Raw genomic sequence first — 18,919 nt, 5'->3', positions numbered from 1 at the left:
TAAGCGTTTACTCTCTAAATGTTAGACCTCCAATATTCTTTTGTCAATTCCGATATTTCTAAGTAAATTTTTGGTATATACATCGGTATCATTCCTATTAAAAGATTACTGCTCTTGCGTAGTTTTGATCATTTTTTTATTTTTTAAGTACAGTTGACAAAAGCGCCTACCAGCATTTATATTCGGGGTAAGCGTTTACGTTCTCTTCCTTCATAACTTACTCTCATCAGCGTAAGCGTTTAATTCAAGGATAACCGTAGTTTAAGGAGCTCATAGGAATGAACCCAACGATTAAAGATGTTGCACAGAAAGCGAACGTTTCCATTGCCACAGTCTCTCGCGTGCTAAACAATTTAAGTGGGTATTCGGACAAAACGAAACAAAAGGTAAATGAGGCGATCAAAGAAATTGGTTATCAACCCAATGCGATTGCCCGGGGTCTAATCAATAAGCGTACACAGACCATTGGTGTTATGTTCCCTAGTGTTTCTGGTGCCTTCTCTTCCGATCTGCTCAAAGGTATTGAAGAATTGGCCAATGACCGGAACTACAGTGTGATGGTATGCAATACCGATCAGGACGGTAAAAGAACGTTGAAGTATTTGCAGCTCCTGAGAGAGAAACAGGTTGATGGCATTATTTTTTCTAGTGAAGTCCTTAAGAAAGAATATTACGATGTGCTAGAAACCATGAGGATCCCCGTTGTACTGGTCTCTTCCCAAACAGAATTCGCCAAGGTCCCTTATGTGAAAGTAGATGATTATCGAGCAGCTTTTGACGCTATCCTCTACTTAATTTCAAAAGGTCACCGCAAAATAGCCATGATTAGTGGGAACCCTAGCGATCTTATCGCTGGTGCGCCAAGAGCAGAAGGTTACAAGCATGCGCTTGAAGCAAATGGCATTCCTTTTGACAGCCGCTATCTTGCTTACGGAGATTTTTTGTATGAGAGCGGAAGTATAGCTATGGAGACTCTTTTGGAGCAAGCGCCTGATGTGACTGCCGTTTTTGCTGCTAGTGATGAAATGGCGATTGGTGCCCTCTCCACCGTTATCAAAAATGGTCTAAGCGTGCCCGAGGATATCTCCATTATGGGATATGACGATCTTGGATTAGCCAAAATGGTTATTCCGCCTTTAACAACAGTACGCCAACCGCTGTACGATATTGGAAAGATCGCCGTGGAGAAGCTCATTCAGATGATTGAAACAGGCGAGTCTGTGAACAGCCAGATTGTCGATCACACAATTGTGGAAAGACAAACGGTAAGATCGCTTACCTAAGTCTTTTTATCAATATTACGTAAACGTTTACTGTCTCTTTTATGGCATACCCGTCGCTTAGAAGAACATGAATATCATTTAAGTTTTGCAATCAACGTAAACGTTTACTCTTACCAAATTCACCATAATACCAACACATTATTAGGAGGATTTAATCATGAAAAAAACAATCAAACCCGTAGTGGTTAGCGTACTGGCTATGTCCGTACTTAGTGCCTGTGGTAGCAATGCGGCTGACAACAGCGCAAATAGTGGTGGAAATGCCTCCTCCGGTGAAAAGGTAAAAGTCGAGTTTTTCCAAAATAAAACCGAAGCCAAAGCCACCTTCAACAAGCTGGTTGCGAAATTCAATGAAGCCAATCCAAATATTGTTGTCACACAGGTTAACCCGCCAGATGCTGAAACGGTATTGAAAACTCGTGCAGCGAAAAAAGATATTCCTGACGTGGTAGGGATCGGAGCAACTGACACCTACAAGACGTTATCTGGCAGCGGTCTTTTTGAAGATTTCACAGGCGATCCACTTGCTGAGAATATCCAGCCAGCATATCTCCAAATGCTGAAAGACCTGACAGGTTCGGAAGAACTGAATGGTCTTCCATTCTCTTCAAACGCAAGTGGTGTCATTTACAATAAAGCGATGTTCGCTGAAGCCGGTGTGACTGTTCCAACTACTTGGGATGAGTTCATGGCTGTCGCTCAAAAGTTCAAGGACAGCGGTAAAAATGCTTTTTACCTGACACTGAAGGATTCATGGACAACACTTACGCCGTTCAACTCCCTTTCCACGATCATTAAAGGGAATGATTTCTTCAAGGAGCGTGCGGCAGGTACTGTAACCTTCTCAGACAGCTTTAACGAGGTTGCTGAAAAGCTGCTTAAGCTGACGGAATACGGACAAAAAGATATTTTTGGTAAAGGCTACAATGACGGAAACACAGCATTCGCTAAAGGTGAATCCGCAATGTACCTGCAAGGCGTATGGGCGATCCCAGAAATCGTGAAAGCCAATCCATCCATTGAACTTGGCGTATTCCCATTCCCAGCGACAAATAATGCTGCCGATAACAAGGTCATTTCTGGCGTAGATACATTACTGACGATTTCCAAGAACACTAAACATAAAGAAGAAGCAAAGAAATTCGTAGACTTCCTGCTTCAACCTGAGAATGTTAGCCTATACATCAATGAGCAAAAAGCATTCCCAGCTGTACAAGGTGTAACACAAGATGATCCAACAATGGATGGCTTTAAAGAAGCGTTTACCGCTGGCAACTTGGCTGACTTTGCTGACCACTACATCCCAAGTGCAATGAAAGTGGATACCATCAACCAATCCTTCTTGCAAAAGAAAGACATTAAAGCTTACCTAGAACAGCTTGATAAGGAATGGGATAAAGTAGCTAACCGGAAATAAACTGATCAGACAAACATGAACCGCGAAAGAGAATGGGGCTTCCCCTCTTCTCTTTCGCTTTTACAATGAGGAGGATTACATGATGGCCAAACGCCGAGTCGCCTTTTATCTGATGACTATACCGGCATTACTTCTTTTCTTTGCCTTCCATACCTTTCCTGCAATCCAGGGTATATATTATTCGTTCACGAACTGGGACGGCTTTAGTGACAGCTTTGATTACGTAGGATTTAAGAACTTCATTAACATTTTTCAAGATGAAAATGTGTTGAATTCATATGTGTTCACTTTTAAATATGCCATTCTAACCACTATTCTTATCAACATTATCAGCTTGTTGATTGCGCTTGGACTTAACGCCAAAATTAAAGCTAAAAACTTTTTCCGTGGCGTGTATTTCTTACCGAATATCCTCAGCGTATTGATTGTTGGTTTTATTTTTAACTACTTGTTCGCTAATGTATTCCCTATTTGGGGTGCGAAGCTCGGCAGCGAATTCCTATCACAGAACATTCTCGGTAACTCGGACTGGGCTTGGATCGGTATCGTCATTGTAGCCGTTTGGCAGGGGATTGCTTATAACACGATTCTCTATCTCGCGGGCCTTCAAACCATTCCTCATGATCTTTACGAAGCTTCCAATCTGGACGGCGCTAGCCGCTGGAGAGAATTCTGGAGCATTACGTTCCCAATGCTTGCTTCCTTCTTCACCATCAATATGGTGCTCGCGATGAAGGGCGGTCTAATGGTATTCGACCAAATCGTTGCCTTGACAGGCGGGGGTCCAGGTCGTTCAACGCAATCCATTGCCCACTTAATCTACACAGGCGGCTTCCAAGGCGGAGAATTTGCCTATCAATCGGCGAACGCCGTGATTTATTTTATCGTGATTGTCGTTATCTCCGCCCTTCAGCTTAAATTTCTGCAGAAACGGGAGATGGACTTATGATCAAAAAATCAACCAACTGGCCTGTAACGATTCTTATCGCCCTAGGCTCACTACTGATCCTGTTTCCGCTGTACATGACCATTGCCATCGCACTCAAGAATCCCGAGGAAATGGCTCAATCTATCTTCTCGCTGCCAACTGGCCTGCATTTTGAGAACTTCTCCAATGCGATTAAAGCAACGAATTTCTTCAATGCATTAGGAAATAGTACCGTGATTACCGTTACAACAGTCGTGTTCATATTGCTTACCAACTCCATGGTAGCCTATGCTATTGCACGTAATATGAAGCGAAGATTTTTCAAAGTGCTGTACTTCTATTTTATCAGCGCAATGTTTATCCCTTTCCAGATTATCATGCTGCCTGTGGTCAAAGTGACTACGGATCTACACATGAACAACATTGTAGGGATTATTATTCTATACGTCGTTTATGGTCTGGCCTTTAACGTGTTTGTTTACACCGGTTATATCCGTTCCATTCCGTATGAACTGGAAGAAGCGGCTACAGTAGACGGCGCATCGACCTTTGGAACGTTCTGGAAGATTATTTTTCCACTTCTTGCTCCTGTTAGTGCAACGATCGGTATCCTGTCTTGTCTATCCACTTGGAATGACTTTATGCTACCGCTGGTTCTGCTCGGCGATCAGGATTCCTACACACTTCCGCTGGTACAATATGTATTCCAGGGGCAGTTCAGTACAGATTTCAACTTAGCTTTCGCTTCATATTTGCTCGCATTAACCCCGATGCTCATCGTCTATTTGTTCGCACAAAAATGGATTATCAGCGGACTTACATCAGGGTCCATTAAATAAAATAGCTAGATCTATATAGAGATAGGAGATTACAACCTTGGATAAAAAATGGTGGAAAGAAAGCGTAGTGTATCAAATTTACCCTCGCAGCTTTAAAGACAGTAACGGGGATGGCATTGGTGATCTGCAAGGGATTATCTCGAAACTCGATTATTTAAATCATCTTGGTGTCGACGTGGTGTGGCTGTGCCCAGTGTACCAGTCGCCTAATGACGATAACGGTTATGATATCAGTAATTATCAAAGTATTATGGATGATTTCGGAACGCTCTCCGATTGGGAGGAACTGCTTGCTGGTCTTCACAGCCGTGGCATGAAGCTGATTATGGACCTTGTGGTCAACCATTCCTCAGATGAGCATGCTTGGTTCGTAGAGTCCCGCAAATCGCAGGATAATCCTTATCGTGATTATTATATCTGGCGTCCGGGTAAAGACGGACAGCCGCCGAACGACTGGGGCTCCTTCTTCAGTGGATCAGCTTGGGAATACGATGAGAAATCGGAGGAATATTACCTCCATCTCTTCTCCCGTAAACAACCTGATCTAAATTGGGACAATCCAAAGCTCCGCAAGGAAATCTACGATATGATGACCTGGTGGCTGGATAAAGGAATTGACGGCTTCCGCATGGACGTAATCAACCTGATCTCCAAAGTACCGGAATTACCTAGCGTTTCTGGGGAAAGTAACGGAGAACAGCCTACGTACCACTTCGGTGGAGACTATTTCGTTAACGGTCCACGCGTACATGAGTATATGCAGGAAATGAACCGTGAGGTGCTATCCAAGTACGATATCATGACCGTGGGTGAAGCCGTTAATGTCACTCCAGAAGAAGCTTCACTGTATGTTTCCGAGGATCGTAACGAGCTGAACATGGTATTCCATTTCGAGCTCATGGACGTCGATTCCGGTCCTGGAGGTAAATGGAATGTACAGCCTTGGAAGCTGGCGGACATTAAGTCCATTATTTCCAAGTGGCAAGTCGCACTCGACGGTAAGGGTTGGAACAGCTTGTATATGAACAACCATGATCAGCCACGTATGCTATCCCGCTTTGGTGATGATAAGCTGTTCCCGAAAGAGTCTGGCAAAATGCTAGCAACACTGCTTCACACGCTCCAAGGTACACCTTACATCTATCAAGGTGAAGAAATCGGCATGACAAATGTTCAATTTGCTTCCATCGATGACTACAAGGATATTGAAATTGTAAATATGTATAAGGAATACTTGGCTGCCGGACACTCGGAAGAAAAAATCATGAATTCCATTTACATCAAAGGTCGGGACAATGGCCGTACGCCGATGCAATGGAACTCGGAACCGCAGGCAGGCTTCACTACCGGCAATCCGTGGTTGGCTGTGAACCCTAACTACAAAGATATCAACGTAGAGAAGGCACTGGCTGATCCCGATTCTATTTTCCACTACTATAAGAAGCTAATTGAACTGCGTAAGCAGCATGAGATTATCGTATACGGAAACTATACAATCTTGGCCGAGGAGAATGAGCAGGTATACGCTTATCTACGTACTCTTGGAGAAGAACAGCTACTGGTTGTATTGAATTTCTTCGGAGAGCCTACGACTTTCGAACTTCCTTCTACTGTGAAATTCCAAGCGAAGGAATTGCTTATTGCCAACTACGAAATAAATCCAGAAGAAGAACTAAACACAATTCAGCTTCGTCCTTATGAAGCTCGTGTATATAAGCTTAAATAATTTAAATAAGGAAGAAGTCCTCGCGACTTCTTCCTTTTTTTGATACTACTCTGTCTGAAGTTGATTCACTGACATTAATTCCAAATCATCAGCATCAATTTGGCCGTCCCCGTTCAAATCTAATATATATGGAAATTGTTCTGGATCGTCTCCTAATGAACGGTCTAGTTGTCCCCTAAGCAAAGACAAACCTGATCCATGAACGAGATGACCATCAATTAAAGCTGCTTTCCCCGCTTTATCAATAAACAGGGAGTGCCCGTCATACAACACCAGTTGCATCCCTTCATCTTCAATCATCAATACACGAAGTACGTCCGTTCGTCCTGTATACTTCGCAACTGATTTGACTGTAAAGCCGGACGCCTCTGCATTAGGCTCGATTTTACTAACGAAGTAGACCCAGTCTCCTTCTTTATAGGATACAGGAAGTGTACTGTCCGTTACTTGAACAGTAATCTTATCGCTGTTGGCGAACTGAACGATATTTCCGTTGTTCGCGGAAGAACGAACATTCGTTGGATCCCATAACGCTTTTGAATACAAATCGTCCATAATTTTTCCGGGTGTAGTAACAAATCCTGTGCTTAGCGCCCCCTCATCTGCAGTGGATAACCATGTCGGCTTGGCTGCTCCTCCAGCGGGTGCATTCTCCGCCTTCAACATCGGGAATCCGGTAATTCTGGCCGTCCCCGCCACAAAAGCAGGTGCTGATACAGAACCGCTATCCTGAGCTAAATTGAGCAGTGGCGTACCGTCCGTGCCGTAAAGACCATTAATACGAATCCGATCAAGCTCATTCTCCCCCGGAATATACACCCGATTTGGTACAGACATATATGGCAAGCCGATCAGTTCACCAAGTGATAAATAGCTTTGAGCAGATCCGAACCGGACCGCTAAAAGATTATATAACGATTTGCCGTCGGTGATGTAATATTGCTTCGTCAAATTAACTCCATTCGCTGTCGTACCTTCATCTTGGTGTACATAATAAGAAGGAAGCTCGTGACTCACTGTAAGCTGTTTGATATCATCGTATTTCCAGTTTCCGTCAGCCCCTTTTGCATACCAACCGTTCACCCGATCGATTTTTGGGAAGCCTGGTTTATCGGGATCATCCTTTCCGGTATCGTGCAGGCTCTCCATGAAATCGGTGCCGGATACAGAAATATTAAGCGGCTGCTTGGAATCGGCTTTAAAATAAATCGATACCTCTCCTTTGCGCATGCTGCTATCTTCCAGCTTCTGCTGCTGAGTACGATCCCACGGATATCGCTTGATTGTTTCGTACATTTGCAGCGGACCATGTACCGCTAGATGTCCCAAATTGGCTGTATCCCCGTATGACATTACAGGAGAGCCGAACGATTTGATCAAAAAACGACCGAGATCCGCTTGCAGTGCATGACCCCAGTACGAAAGCCCTGAAAAGTTCCCCATATTATAAGCTGAGCTGCCGCCCTCGTTATGCCGTGATCCCGCAAAAATCCACCCATCCGCAGACATGCGAATGTTGAAATAGTTCGCCATTTCCAAGCCATCCTGATATAGCAGTTCCTTCACATCACCATAACCAGCATCCTGATCGGGAAGAGCCTGCATAATACCGGCTAAGTCGCTTAACGAAACGCCCGCATAACTCACGTCAAATCCATTAACTTCGTAAAAAATATCATAACCATCGATATTTTGCCGCGCGGCCTTGCGCATGCCACCAGACACTATCGGGAGATTTGTGCCGTCGATGCCTGCCGCATAATAATCGCGAATTTCTCTTTTCAACGCATCATCTTGAACCAGGTTCGCCATCTGAATCCCACCTAACAAAGCGACAAGTGATTGGTTCATAGACTGCTGTGTATTGAATTGGCTTACCCGAGTGAGCCAATTCCACATTGACAAAGCTTTCTCCTTGGCGTCCTCCATTTGCTGTGGCGTAAACAAGTCGTCTCCATACTCGATAGCCGTAGCCAAGTTATGCAGACCAAAGGCTGTCGTTGGATAATCTGCACCTGTAGTAGCACCACTTACGCTGTATGGAACATAAGCTGCCCCACTGTTAGCCTGACCGGGCATTAACTTACTTGCATTAGCAATATTATCGATTGCAGTGACTCTACTATTTAAATAAAAATCAAGTCCGTCTCTAGCACGTTTGGCAAGCATCTCGTCTGTTTTGCCGCCGCGGACCCAGTTGAAAGCGAGCAGCCCTATCGTGCCGAAGCCCGCCTCCGTACTGCTGGCCTGTTGATCTACACCAATGTATGAGACATTATCAAAAACTACCGTGCCTTGGGCATGATTGCTCCGCAGTTCGATCCGCACATAATAAACGGGATATGGAGTATCAAAGACGCCATTGATCTCCATCCACTCTCCCCCTGTCGAATCTCCATAAAAGCTCTGGCTGCCGATTTGCTCCTTCCTTTGATTAAGATAGATAAGACGAGCTTCTACGCCATGTTCTTCGGTAGAGGTAAAACCCGGTTCTGTTTTGTACTTCACGTTGAAAATGCGATAATCCCCACCAAACTGCCGCGTCCCGTTACCAGATGCGGACAGCGTATTGCTCAGTAGAGCGACAGCCGAGGTGGATGAGGACACAATCCAGCCACCCTTTCCACTATAACCTCCAGCGACCGACGGTGTTATGGAATCCACCGATCCGCTTTCTGTCACCGGCATCCATGAAGCAGACGATTCAAATCCGGCGTTCGGAACTGCTGCTGTTCCTTTCGTTGCATATGGAATCTGATCGCTTCCAACCGATGTGTTCACACGCATCAGACGGACACCATCCCACATTACGGTTCCTTTACTCTCATCCAAGCCTACTTGCACAATAATGCCAGCAGGCTGCTGTGGAGGAACCGTCACAAGCCCGCGAATCTCTTGCCAGTCTACCGCATTGGATGCAGCATTGGATGCAGCATTGAACACATAAGGGTCTCCAATCGGGGTACCACCCTGATCCACAAATGTCACTTTGCCATAAATTCCCCGACCTTGTGGTGTTGTCATAACCTGATCCGCTTTATAAAAAGCGCTGAAAATCATCAGGCTGCCAGGCTTTAGCGTTACATCAGCGGGATTTGTGTAGTCCACCAAAACATGTAGCGGATTACTTATATGCTGTACGAGCGCAGCACTGCCAAATGAATGCGCTGTCATTTCAAAGTAACTCTTACCCTCCAGAGCCGCAGAAACATCCTGTTGCCAAGCGACACTTACCTGTTCTGGTGCTCCTTCGGCTTCGTCAATAATACTCCAGCCTTCCGCTATGCCAGATGCGCCAGACTCAAAACCGTAATTATCTGTAACGTTTCCTGCGGTTAAGGTATCTCCTGTGACATATACTTTTTGCGGATAATTGTCAAAACGTCCATCAGGCTGCTGATTGGCAATTAGGTTCTGTTCAAAAAAGTCCAGCATTACTTCACTTCTGGCCAAATCAGGATAGACATTGTCTACCCTATCGTAATAGATCGGTGTGTCCTGTGTCATGGTCGTTAGCCCGACAGCTTCCACTGCCGGACTAACGGCAGTGATTGTAAGCAGTATGGTGAGTACCAGCGAGTACCACCGTTTGCTTGGGTTTCGTTTCAATCTATCCTTCATAGTTGACCTCCCACACCTTAATATTTACTTACATGTTTTTGTTGGAGCGAGCGTGAAGCTGCTCCTCCTTTTACACCGACCATATCGGCGCTCCCGCTTCGAGCTTAATTTCTATCCTTCCAGCAGCCTGCTCCATCGTTTGACGGAATGGCAATACCCCAGTTGGCACCTGTAATTCCAACTTTTTGCACGGATCCTCATAAGCAAGCTGTAACTGCCCCTCTTTGTTTACCGTACTTATACCAGCAAGCTTAGCAAGTATTTCTTCCTCTGAACCATTCGCATTTTCAACCACTAATCCGAACGCAAGATGTGCTTCCTTTAGTTCAGTTAACTTCAACTCCTTAATTGCTCCTTCATATAGGATGATTTCCAGAGAGGTTGTTGTTTCTTCTTCGATCACGCGAAGCTGCGGTATATAAGCTCCAAAACGGTAATCTTCAAACACAAGCCCTATCGTTACATATGGAGAACGGATTAACAGCGGTTTGCCCGCTTCTATCTGCTCCGGCATCACCAGCTGACTTCGTTCTCCACCGAATTCAAATCGAAAGAGTAAGGAAGTAGCTTTAACCACTCCATGAATAGGGTCCAAGACAAAATGTTTGTCACCATGATCCGCACAGAAATGAGCGATGCCAAGCAGCATACCACGATGCTGAACCGTGTGTAGCAATCCAGAACTAAAATCATATTGGTCATGAAGACAGCGGAAACGCAGGCTGGAAGCATGCCCTCTCTCTCCCCAGTACGCGGTCAGTGGTCTGCGCTGATTCCACAGATCACAATGGTTGAAAGAACCAAGCGCTAATTCAGGCGTCAGGTAAGAAGATGCAACTACCGGAATAGCTCCTTTAACTATCACCTTTTCCGAGTATGAAGCAGCGCGTGATTCCTTAAAATAAGACACATACTGTTCCGGCATATTTAACCCGACACGCACCCAAAGCGCGCTGATCTCCAGCTCATCCTCATCCAAGAAATGGAGACGTCCCTGCCCTGCAAGCTGTAAGAATGACAATAATCCCTTTCCTTGCAGCGTTTCGTATGATCGGCTATGGGGTCCTGCCCATTGTCCAGTAGTGCTATGATAATGTTCAGCGATGGAAGCCCACGCCATGTCATGCAGCTCACGGATCATCTCTAAACTGGCTGTGTCCCGTATATGTCTGAGCATAAGTGACAAATCTTCAATCGCTACAATGGTATAAGTCGGACTATTGTACTCCGTAAATGCACCATGCAGTGTGCAATATTCATGCAGAAGCTTCAATTTACTCCGTCCGTAAGTGAACAAGTCCTTGTTGTCGAGCAATTCCCCTGCAAGCAGTGCTACGTAAGTCCCCATGATACAAATATTCGTATACGAAGGTAATACATTGCGCTCTTTAATTAATTCAGCAGCTGCCTCCAGTGAATTCTTAATTCGACCCTGTAGCTCAGCCGGCAACTTATCGCCATGATCCACATAGGCCTGAATGAGCGCTTTCCCACAGAAGTCAGCCCAATTGCGATCAGGAGAGGCCATATCGGCGACTGATTCTTCCATATAATAAGGCCAAATTCCGTAATAAGGGTGTTCTCTATCTAGTTCCTGGAAGTCGAGCAGACAGCCGATCATTTGCGCCGCAAGTTCGGCATCGCCCTCATCTTGGCGGTCTAGTAAAGATAAGGAAAAATAAAACGATTCACGAATCAAATGAACCTCTGCGTCGCGCACATTAGTATGATAATTGTAGGCTGGGCCTCTCCTAGTCTTAAGTGCAAGCCACTGCTTGTCGAAATCCTTCCACTGCTTCTCTATAACATCTTTATAGACTTGTTGGATTGATGAATTCATCATATGTCTTGCCCTTCCTTTACAGAGGATAATTTGAAAATATCCCCCGGAAACCGGGGGAGAAGCTTTATTTTTTAGCGTTTTTCAGTGCTTCATTAAATTCTTGCGTCACTTTTGTACCATCTTTGTCCATGAACGATTTAAGCGCGTTGTCCCATTCCTCAGAGCTCAATTGACTCATGACGTATTTCACTTTGGCTTTTACAAGATCCATGTACATATCCGGAGTGTTTTGTTCTGTAGGGGAATGAAGTCCGGCGATGGGGCTTACTTTCAGATGCTTTAGCAAAATATCGTTAGCAGCGATTTCCAGTGCCAATGTTTCAGGATCATCCGAATCTTTTGTATAGTTCGTGTTCTCCGGATTCGGAAGTGCTTGAGTTGGCAAAATGTATCCGCCTCCAAGTTTTTTCAGCTTATCCTTATCGGTCACTTCAACACTGCCGTCACTGTTCGTTTTGAAGGTAACGCCATCAAGCCCATAGTTTTGCAATTTGTTGTATTTCTGTACACCGTCTACAACATAACCATTTTCCATGGACGGACCGTAGTCAAGCCATTGCAGAATCGTCTTCACTTTATTCTTATCTTTCGCGGCCTCAGCACTGATAAAGATGACACCTACATTACCCGGACCAGATACGACTCCGCTTTCGCCATTAGGTCCAACCGGAGGTTCAAATGCAGTTAGCTTAGCCCCAGGTGTAGTCACTGGAACGGTCGAAGTAAAATTACGGATCATCGAAACAAAGTCGAAGGCAATTCCGCCTTTTCCGTTTTTGAAAAATTTATCCTGTGCCTCATTCGCTTGGTTCAAGACGAAATCAGGATCAACCAAGCCTTCGCTGACAGCTTTTTTCAGCCAATCCAGATAAACTTTATATTCAGGCATCGCTTCGTTCATAACAAGCTGACCATCCTTCAGCACCCAGCCCGAGCCATCAAGACCGAAACTGTATAACAGGTCGCCTGTTCCCCAAAATTCCCGTCCATTGAAATCGCCTGCTCGACCAGTAATTTCACCAAGCTGCAGCCCATACGTATCCTTCTTCCCGTTGCCGTCCGGGTCATTATTTGTCATCGCCTGCATGGTAGCGTACAGCTCATCCAATGTCTTCGGAACAGGCAAGTTCAATTTATCCAGCCAATCTTGGCGGATCAGCGGCGCGTTTGGAGCAGCAAGCAATGAGCGTGCAATAGGAATACCATAAACCTTCCCATCATAGCTGACATTATCATAATGAAGCTGGGTATATTTCAAATTCGGATACTCCGAAATGTACTCGTCGAGCGGAGCGACGGCTCCTTGCTTGATGAGCTTGATCGCGGTTGCATCGAAATTAAAGGTAAATACATCAGGCATCGAGCCAGAAGCGACCATCGCATTGAATTTTTCCTTAAAATTAGAGTTTGGAATCGGTGTGAATTTTAGATCCATATTGAACTTTTCATTCAACCATTTGATCCCTTCATTGTTATTAACATCTGGAACCGTGTTCACGTTCATCGAGAATTCAATCGGTACTGGCTTGGATGGAGCATTGGCAGTTCCCTCAGAACTACCTCCCTTCGAATTGCCACAGCCAGACAAGATGAGCGTTCCCCCAATCAGGGCAGTGAAGCAGGTATAAGCATTTTTTCTAGACAGCATTTTCATTTGATATTCCTCCTTGGAATAAATCGCTTACTTTAATTATCGAGGGGAAATCTACCCTTTGATTGAACCGATCATGACACCCTTCACGAAATACTTTTGTAAAAAAGGATAAACAATAACAATCGGTGCTGTAGCCACAATGATCATCGCCATCTTGATAGGTTCAGCCAGCTGCATCATTTGATCCTGATCAATCATAGAAGCGTTAAGCTCCGATGAACTCAATACCAGAAGCACTTGGCGCAAGAACACTTGCATAGGCCATTTGAGTGGGTTGTTGATATACAATATCGCTTGAAAAAATTCATTCCAATGTCCGACGGCGTAAAACAGGATCATGGTCGCAATGATTGGCATAGACACCGGAATCACAATGCGGAAAAAGGTACCGAATTCCGTACATCCGTCAATCGTCGCTGACTCTTCGAGCCCATCTGGAATCGTCTGCATGAACGATTTTACGATAATGATGTTAAATGCACTTGCCGCTCCGGGAATGATAAGCGACCAAAGACTGTCCAGCATCCCCAGATCTTTAACTAGAATAAATGTTGGAATCATCCCGCCACTAAATAGTGTAGTAAAGAATACCATCATAAGCATCGGATTACGGAACGGCAAATGCGATTTCGATAGTGCATACGCGAGGGTAAATGTAACGATTAGATTTAGTGCTGTTCCTACTACGGTGATAAAGATGGTAACGCCCAAAGCCCGAATTAAATCCCCTTGTTTGAAAATATAGCTGTATGCCTCCAGTGACCAGCCACGCGGCCAGAGAACAAGACCCCCTCTGCTCAGCCCAACCCCGGTAGAGAGCGACGAAGCAAGCACATTGACAAAGGGTAGCAGCATGGCAGCCGACACAAGGGCAAGTAGTACATAGTTCAAGCGGTCAAACAATCTTTCGCCAAGGGTTCTTTTGAATCTCATAATTTCACCTCTTTAGAATATTCCTTCTTCACCCAGTTTTTTGGTCAGCTTGTTTGCACTCAGAATTAAGATGAGTCCTACCAGAGAGTTGAACAAACCCGCCGCTGAGGCAAAGCTGAAGTCCCCTTGAAGAATACCCTCACGGTACACAAAAGTAGGAAATACATCACCAACATCCATAACGAGCGGATTCAGCATCAAGAAGATTTGCTCGAAGCCGACATTAAGGATATGGCCGAGCTGCAGTAACAGCATCATGATGATGGTTGGGCGGATCGAAGGAAGCGTGATGTTCCACAACTGGCGCCAGCGGCTTGCCCCATCCATTACCGCTGCTTCATAGAGTTCAGGTGATACGCTGCTTAGTGCAGCGAGAAAGATGATCGTTCCCCACCCTGTTTCCTTCCAGATATTTTGGAGTACGATGCTTATTTTAAATAGCTCAGGCATCATCATCCAATTCTTGACCGTTCCTCCGAGCATGACTACAAGTTCATTGACGAAGCCCGTTGAAGAAAACATCAGTGAATAGATCCCTATGACGATGACCCACGATAAGAAGTGAGGTAAATAGACGATCGTTTGTACCCATCGCTTGTAAAGTGCATTCCGAACCTCATTCAGTAAAAGCGCCAGTACAATCGGTGCAGGAAAGAAAAAGATAAGCTTCAGCACACTGATCACGAGTGTATTACTTAGCAACCTGATAAAATTGTCCCCTTGAAAGAAGTCAATAAAATGTTTAAACCCGACCCAATCACTTCCAAAAAAACCCTGAAACGGACTGTAATCTTGAAACGCGATCAACACGCCCCACATTGGCACATAATGAAAAATAATAAAATATATGATGCCGGGAAGCGCGAGCACATACAACCTGCGATAGCGATACATGCTGCGCAATATCGATCCCTTTCGGGGGCTGGTCAGAGGTGACGCTGACTTTTGTAAGTTCATACCTAACCCTCCAGAACAAAAAATAGCTTTCGTTTACTCATTTCCGAAGCACTCCGAAAACAGCATCAACACAAGCCCTTGACCATACAAGGTCGGTATACGCTCAATCGTTTGATACGCCTCGATGGTCGGCATGATCGGTGTCCCTCCGGAAACACTGCTCACTTCTCCGGCAGTATTAATACATCTCAAAACACCCTTTAAAGCTTTTAACACGTGTACTCCATAGGTTTCTTCCAACAGACCTGTACGGATAGCCAGCAGTATTCCGCAGGCAATACCCGCGCTTCCCGACGTTTCCTGGTAAAAGTCTGTCCGGTCCATTACCGTGTGCCATAGACCGTTGCTGCTTTGGTATTCGATCAAGCCATCCATCATGCGCTTGTAGCTAGACCTTATATCAGACGGGATCGTGACTAGTCCTACGATGTCCTGCAAGATTTCAGGTACGGCTATACAAACCCATGCATTCGCCCGCGTCCATCTGGCAGCGGATAAATGATTTCTCTCGGCACTGTTCCAGCCGTGAAATAGAACCCCGGTCACTTCGTCCTGCAGCAACCGCATATGCAAGCTGACCTGCTCCAAAGCCTGTTTTGCAAGATCCGAATCTTGCGTTAATTTCGCTGTGCGGGCAAGCAGTAGTACAGCCATAAACATTGTATCTGCCCATACCTGCTCTGGGAAGCTACCTTTCTCCGTGACGGTATGCTCAAATGCACCTTCTCGCGTTCGCGGAGCCTCTCGTACCATCCACTGAGAGATTTGTTTCGCTTGGTCCAAATAATACGTTTCTTTGGTTAATTCATACAGCCTGGGAAAAATGGCGAACGGCGCCATCGAATTAATAACTTTCGTACGTCCTGCTTTTTCTTGATTTCTTTCGACCCATCTAATTAAATAATCAAGAACTTCCTGGTTTCCCGTCTTCTCGTAATAATGCAGCAATGCCATCGTACCTACACCAGGGACCCAGTCCCATTCATTGATGTTCATTCCCCAATCGGTCGATCTGCTTTCCGTCATATATCGATACACACGATCAGCGGCATGTCTTATTTGTTCATTCATTTCAATAATCATTTCCTTAATTCCACTCCTCTGGTTGAATACCGCCATACAATATATCGCCACCTCCCAACGGCGCTATTAGCGGCCTGAATCCAAGTATATTATGAAAACGGATGCAATTCTCTCGATGAATTGCGTAAAACCATACCGATATTGCTTTATTGATTACGAGCCTATATGATGTATGAAAGCGCATTCTAATACAGGAGGAGTGGAGTATGGAAGACCGAACTTACCAATCGACTGACGTTTTCGTGAACAATAAATTGCAAGAACTACCCATTCATATGAAGTATAGAGAAACTGAACAAACCTTTTACATGAACTTCCATTCCCATGCCGGATTTGAGATCTATATGTTTCACGAAGGCAGTGGTTATTTTTTAATAGAAGAAAATATCTATCCGCTTGAAGGCAACGACTTGATTCTGATAAGCTCCCTAGAATCTCATAAAAGTTCGCCTAAGCTGCAAGTACCCAGCACACGTACCGCCATCCACTTTCTCCCTGAACTCCTGGATTCTGAAATTCAGCAACGATTTCTTCGTATGTTTGACCGCAGTAACCAGCATAGGCATATACGAATGAGCGGTGAACGTCTGCGTCATTTCGAATATCTCCTAGATCGACTGCAAGAAGAATATGTAAAGCTGAATACTGGTGACTTTTTGGCTATGCGAATTTACCTCAATGAGATGCTACTTGAAATACACCGCCTTGTGTTTAACGGAGAAGAGCATGGTCTTGAGCCCATTGAGAGAAATACAATCAATGTCAAAATCGAAGAAGCGGTAAAATATTTATCCAAAAACTTCACCACGGATATTTCGCTCGAAAAGCTTGCACAGGATTTATATATCAATCCGTATTATCTGTGTCATTTGTTCAAAAAAACGATTGGTCTGACTATAACCGATTTTCTAATCCAAACACGGATTCATCACGCCAAGCGGCTGCTCACAAATACTAGCATGCCGATCACAGAAATCTCGGAAGCCGTGGGTTTTAACAGTTTCTCCTATTTTGGTCGTGCTTTTAAAAAGATCGTCGGTACAACGCCGCGCACCTATCGCAATAAATCCAAATAACAATTTGTATAGCCCTTATTGCACAGCAAAAAGGAGCCACTCGGCTCCTTTTTGTTTTATTTGCTTGTAAAAACTTTAAAAATCCATCTTATGTAGCCTAACCTTCAGTATTTATAATCCCATAATGAATTAGGTCATCATATTTATTTTCTTTATAGATATGCTGCAATAAAATGCCTTCCTCCACCATTCCACATTTTTGCATCACTCGCCCAGAGCCGGGATTTGAAGCAAAGTGTCTTGCAAATACTTTATGATAATGCTTTTCTGAAAAAGCAAACGCAATGATCGCTTTTGCTGCTTCAGTCGCGTATCCTTTCCCCCAATATTCCTCACCGATCCAATATCCTACTTCACCATTTCTGTATGCTTGCTTATTTGTCAGTCCTATAGCTCCATAAAGCTCGTTTGTACTCTTATCAGTAATGGCAAACTCATAATACATATTATTGATAAAATTCTCTTCATGAGCTTCAATCCAGGATATTGCACATTCGATAGTGTAAGGATAAGGTAGAGTCAACGTACTTTTGTAGATATTATAATTATTGCAGAGGTCAGAGACACGTTTTGCATCAGATAATTCAAAGGGTCTCAGTATCAATCTTTCGGTCGTAATTGTTCTTTTCTCTTGATTAAACATTGTTTTACCTCCGCTCAAGAATCTCCTGCACAATTGGCATCGCCAAACTCATATTCTCTGCTTCGATTACTATCGCTGTTAGTCCTGTCTCTGTGCGTGTCTCATGCCACTCGCCCTTGTCCCAATACACAGCTGAGCCAGCGCTAACTGAAAGCTCTGTTTCTTCCCCTGCTCTGACCCAGCCTTCTCCGCTAACGACAAGAAATAGCTGTGGAACCGGAGCCTGATGCCAGCCAACAAGTCCATTCACACCCAAGTGCATACAACCCACATGCGGAGAAACCGCCTCTGTCAGTATTCTCGACATATAAAGCTGCTGGCTTCCGAACGCATCAATAGATTTACCAGCTTCTTTGGCAAAGCTATATACTATCATCTTACACTGTTCCTCCTACCGACACCGGATTTACCTGTACCTGATCTGCATGCAATTTTTCAATAATCGCCAACAGGAAGGTTTCGGCTAGACTATTCTTTTTAATGGCTCTGGCGGCCTCTTCCAAGGTAAACCATTCTGCATGATCAACCTCAGCACTCATCTGACTTAAGTCCTCCGAATCTGCAACACCTATAAAATTCAGCATTAGCGTATTAGAAGGTGCGAAATATAAGCTGCGCATATATTCATAGGCTACAATATCAATTCCTACCTCTTCTTTTACTTCACGAATAAGTGTGGTTTCCGCATCTTCACCTTTATTCACGTACCCTGCAAGCAATATATAATCTGGTCGGTTATACTGCTGGATCAATAGAATCTTATTCATATCCTGATTTAATACTGCTGTACTGATCGCCGTGCTAAAAATAGGGAATCTGAACATTTCGCATGCATTACAATAAGGTACCTGTCCTTCCCCATCGCTTTCTTTCATTACTAACGCTGTTCCACATTCTAGGCAATATTTCAAGCTGA

General features: G+C 44.5%; 15 protein-coding genes. 6 read left to right on the top strand and 9 right to left on the bottom strand.

Annotation, left to right across the window (positions count from 1 at the left end):
• Nucleotides 1-278: 278 nt before the first annotated feature.
• From NYE58_RS05835 to NYE58_RS05815, 5 genes are all read left to right on the top strand, one after another.
• The gene (locus NYE58_RS05835) at nt 279-1,283 is read left to right on the top strand and encodes a LacI family DNA-binding transcriptional regulator (protein WP_036680403.1); all 1,005 of its coding nucleotides are present in this window, start codon (nt 279-281) and stop codon (nt 1,281-1,283) included.
• 157 nt (nt 1,284-1,440) lie between these two features.
• Nucleotides 1,441-2,700, top strand: coding sequence for an ABC transporter substrate-binding protein (locus tag NYE58_RS05830; protein ID WP_036680401.1), 1,260 nt, complete (start codon nt 1,441-1,443; stop codon nt 2,698-2,700).
• A gap of 82 nt (nt 2,701-2,782) precedes the next feature.
• Nucleotides 2,783-3,649, top strand: coding sequence for a carbohydrate ABC transporter permease (locus tag NYE58_RS05825; RefSeq protein ID WP_036680400.1), 867 nt, complete (start codon nt 2,783-2,785; stop codon nt 3,647-3,649).
• On the top strand, nt 3,646-4,467 hold the full coding sequence (locus NYE58_RS05820) for a carbohydrate ABC transporter permease (RefSeq protein WP_170914277.1): 822 nt from the start codon (nt 3,646-3,648) through the stop codon (nt 4,465-4,467). Before NYE58_RS05825 ends, NYE58_RS05820 begins: the two co-directional genes overlap by 4 nt.
• Nucleotides 4,468-4,504: 37 nt before the next feature.
• A complete protein-coding gene (locus NYE58_RS05815) occupies nt 4,505-6,193 on the top strand; it encodes a glycoside hydrolase family 13 protein (protein ID WP_036680398.1) in 1,689 nt (562 codons plus the stop codon).
• Nucleotides 6,194-6,238: 45 nt separating this feature from the next.
• Here NYE58_RS05815 and NYE58_RS05810 read toward each other — a convergent pair whose 3' ends face one another.
• The 6 genes from NYE58_RS05810 to NYE58_RS05785 form a co-directional block, all read right to left on the bottom strand.
• Complete coding sequence (locus NYE58_RS05810) at nt 6,239-9,814, bottom strand: hypothetical protein (protein ID WP_036680396.1); 3,576 nt, start codon at nt 9,812-9,814, stop codon at nt 6,239-6,241.
• 70 nt (nt 9,815-9,884) lie between these two features.
• On the bottom strand, nt 9,885-11,657 hold the full coding sequence (locus tag NYE58_RS05805; protein ID WP_036680394.1) for a hypothetical protein: 1,773 nt from the start codon (nt 11,655-11,657) through the stop codon (nt 9,885-9,887).
• 64 nt (nt 11,658-11,721) lie between these two features.
• Entirely contained in the window at nt 11,722-13,311 is a 1,590-nt protein-coding gene (locus NYE58_RS05800; RefSeq protein ID WP_042124676.1) for an extracellular solute-binding protein, read from the bottom strand.
• A gap of 51 nt (nt 13,312-13,362) precedes the next feature.
• A complete protein-coding gene (locus NYE58_RS05795; protein WP_036680390.1) occupies nt 13,363-14,244 on the bottom strand; it encodes a carbohydrate ABC transporter permease in 882 nt (293 codons plus the stop codon).
• 12 nt (nt 14,245-14,256) lie between these two features.
• On the bottom strand, nt 14,257-15,201 hold the full coding sequence (locus NYE58_RS05790; RefSeq protein WP_036680389.1) for an ABC transporter permease: 945 nt from the start codon (nt 15,199-15,201) through the stop codon (nt 14,257-14,259).
• Between the two features lie 33 nt (nt 15,202-15,234).
• Complete coding sequence (locus NYE58_RS05785) at nt 15,235-16,320, bottom strand: glycoside hydrolase family 88/105 protein (protein WP_231574052.1); 1,086 nt, start codon at nt 16,318-16,320, stop codon at nt 15,235-15,237.
• Between the two features lie 170 nt (nt 16,321-16,490).
• Between NYE58_RS05785 and NYE58_RS05780 the strand changes: the two genes are divergently transcribed.
• A complete protein-coding gene (locus tag NYE58_RS05780) occupies nt 16,491-17,360 on the top strand; it encodes an AraC family transcriptional regulator (RefSeq protein WP_042124674.1) in 870 nt (289 codons plus the stop codon).
• A gap of 97 nt (nt 17,361-17,457) precedes the next feature.
• Here the strand turns inward: NYE58_RS05780 and NYE58_RS05775 are convergent, their stop codons facing one another.
• From NYE58_RS05775 to NYE58_RS05765, 3 genes are read right to left on the bottom strand one after another with little or no spacing between them, the layout of a single operon-like run.
• A complete protein-coding gene (locus NYE58_RS05775; protein ID WP_036680387.1) occupies nt 17,458-18,003 on the bottom strand; it encodes a GNAT family N-acetyltransferase in 546 nt (181 codons plus the stop codon).
• Between the two features lie 4 nt (nt 18,004-18,007).
• Nucleotides 18,008-18,379 (bottom strand): cupin domain-containing protein, encoded by a 372-nt coding sequence (locus NYE58_RS05770; RefSeq protein ID WP_036680386.1) that lies wholly within the window; start codon nt 18,377-18,379, stop codon nt 18,008-18,010.
• Between the two features lies 1 nt (nt 18,380).
• Nucleotides 18,381-18,914 (bottom strand): NAD(+) diphosphatase, encoded by a 534-nt coding sequence (locus NYE58_RS05765; RefSeq protein WP_042124672.1) that lies wholly within the window; start codon nt 18,912-18,914, stop codon nt 18,381-18,383.
• Nucleotides 18,915-18,919 lie beyond the last annotated feature (5 nt).

Source organism: Paenibacillus sp. FSL L8-0708, assembly GCF_038009325.1.
GTDB lineage: Bacteria > Bacillota > Bacilli > Paenibacillales > Paenibacillaceae > Paenibacillus_AQ > Paenibacillus_AQ odorifer.
This window is presented reverse-complemented; position numbering and strand designations above follow the sequence as displayed.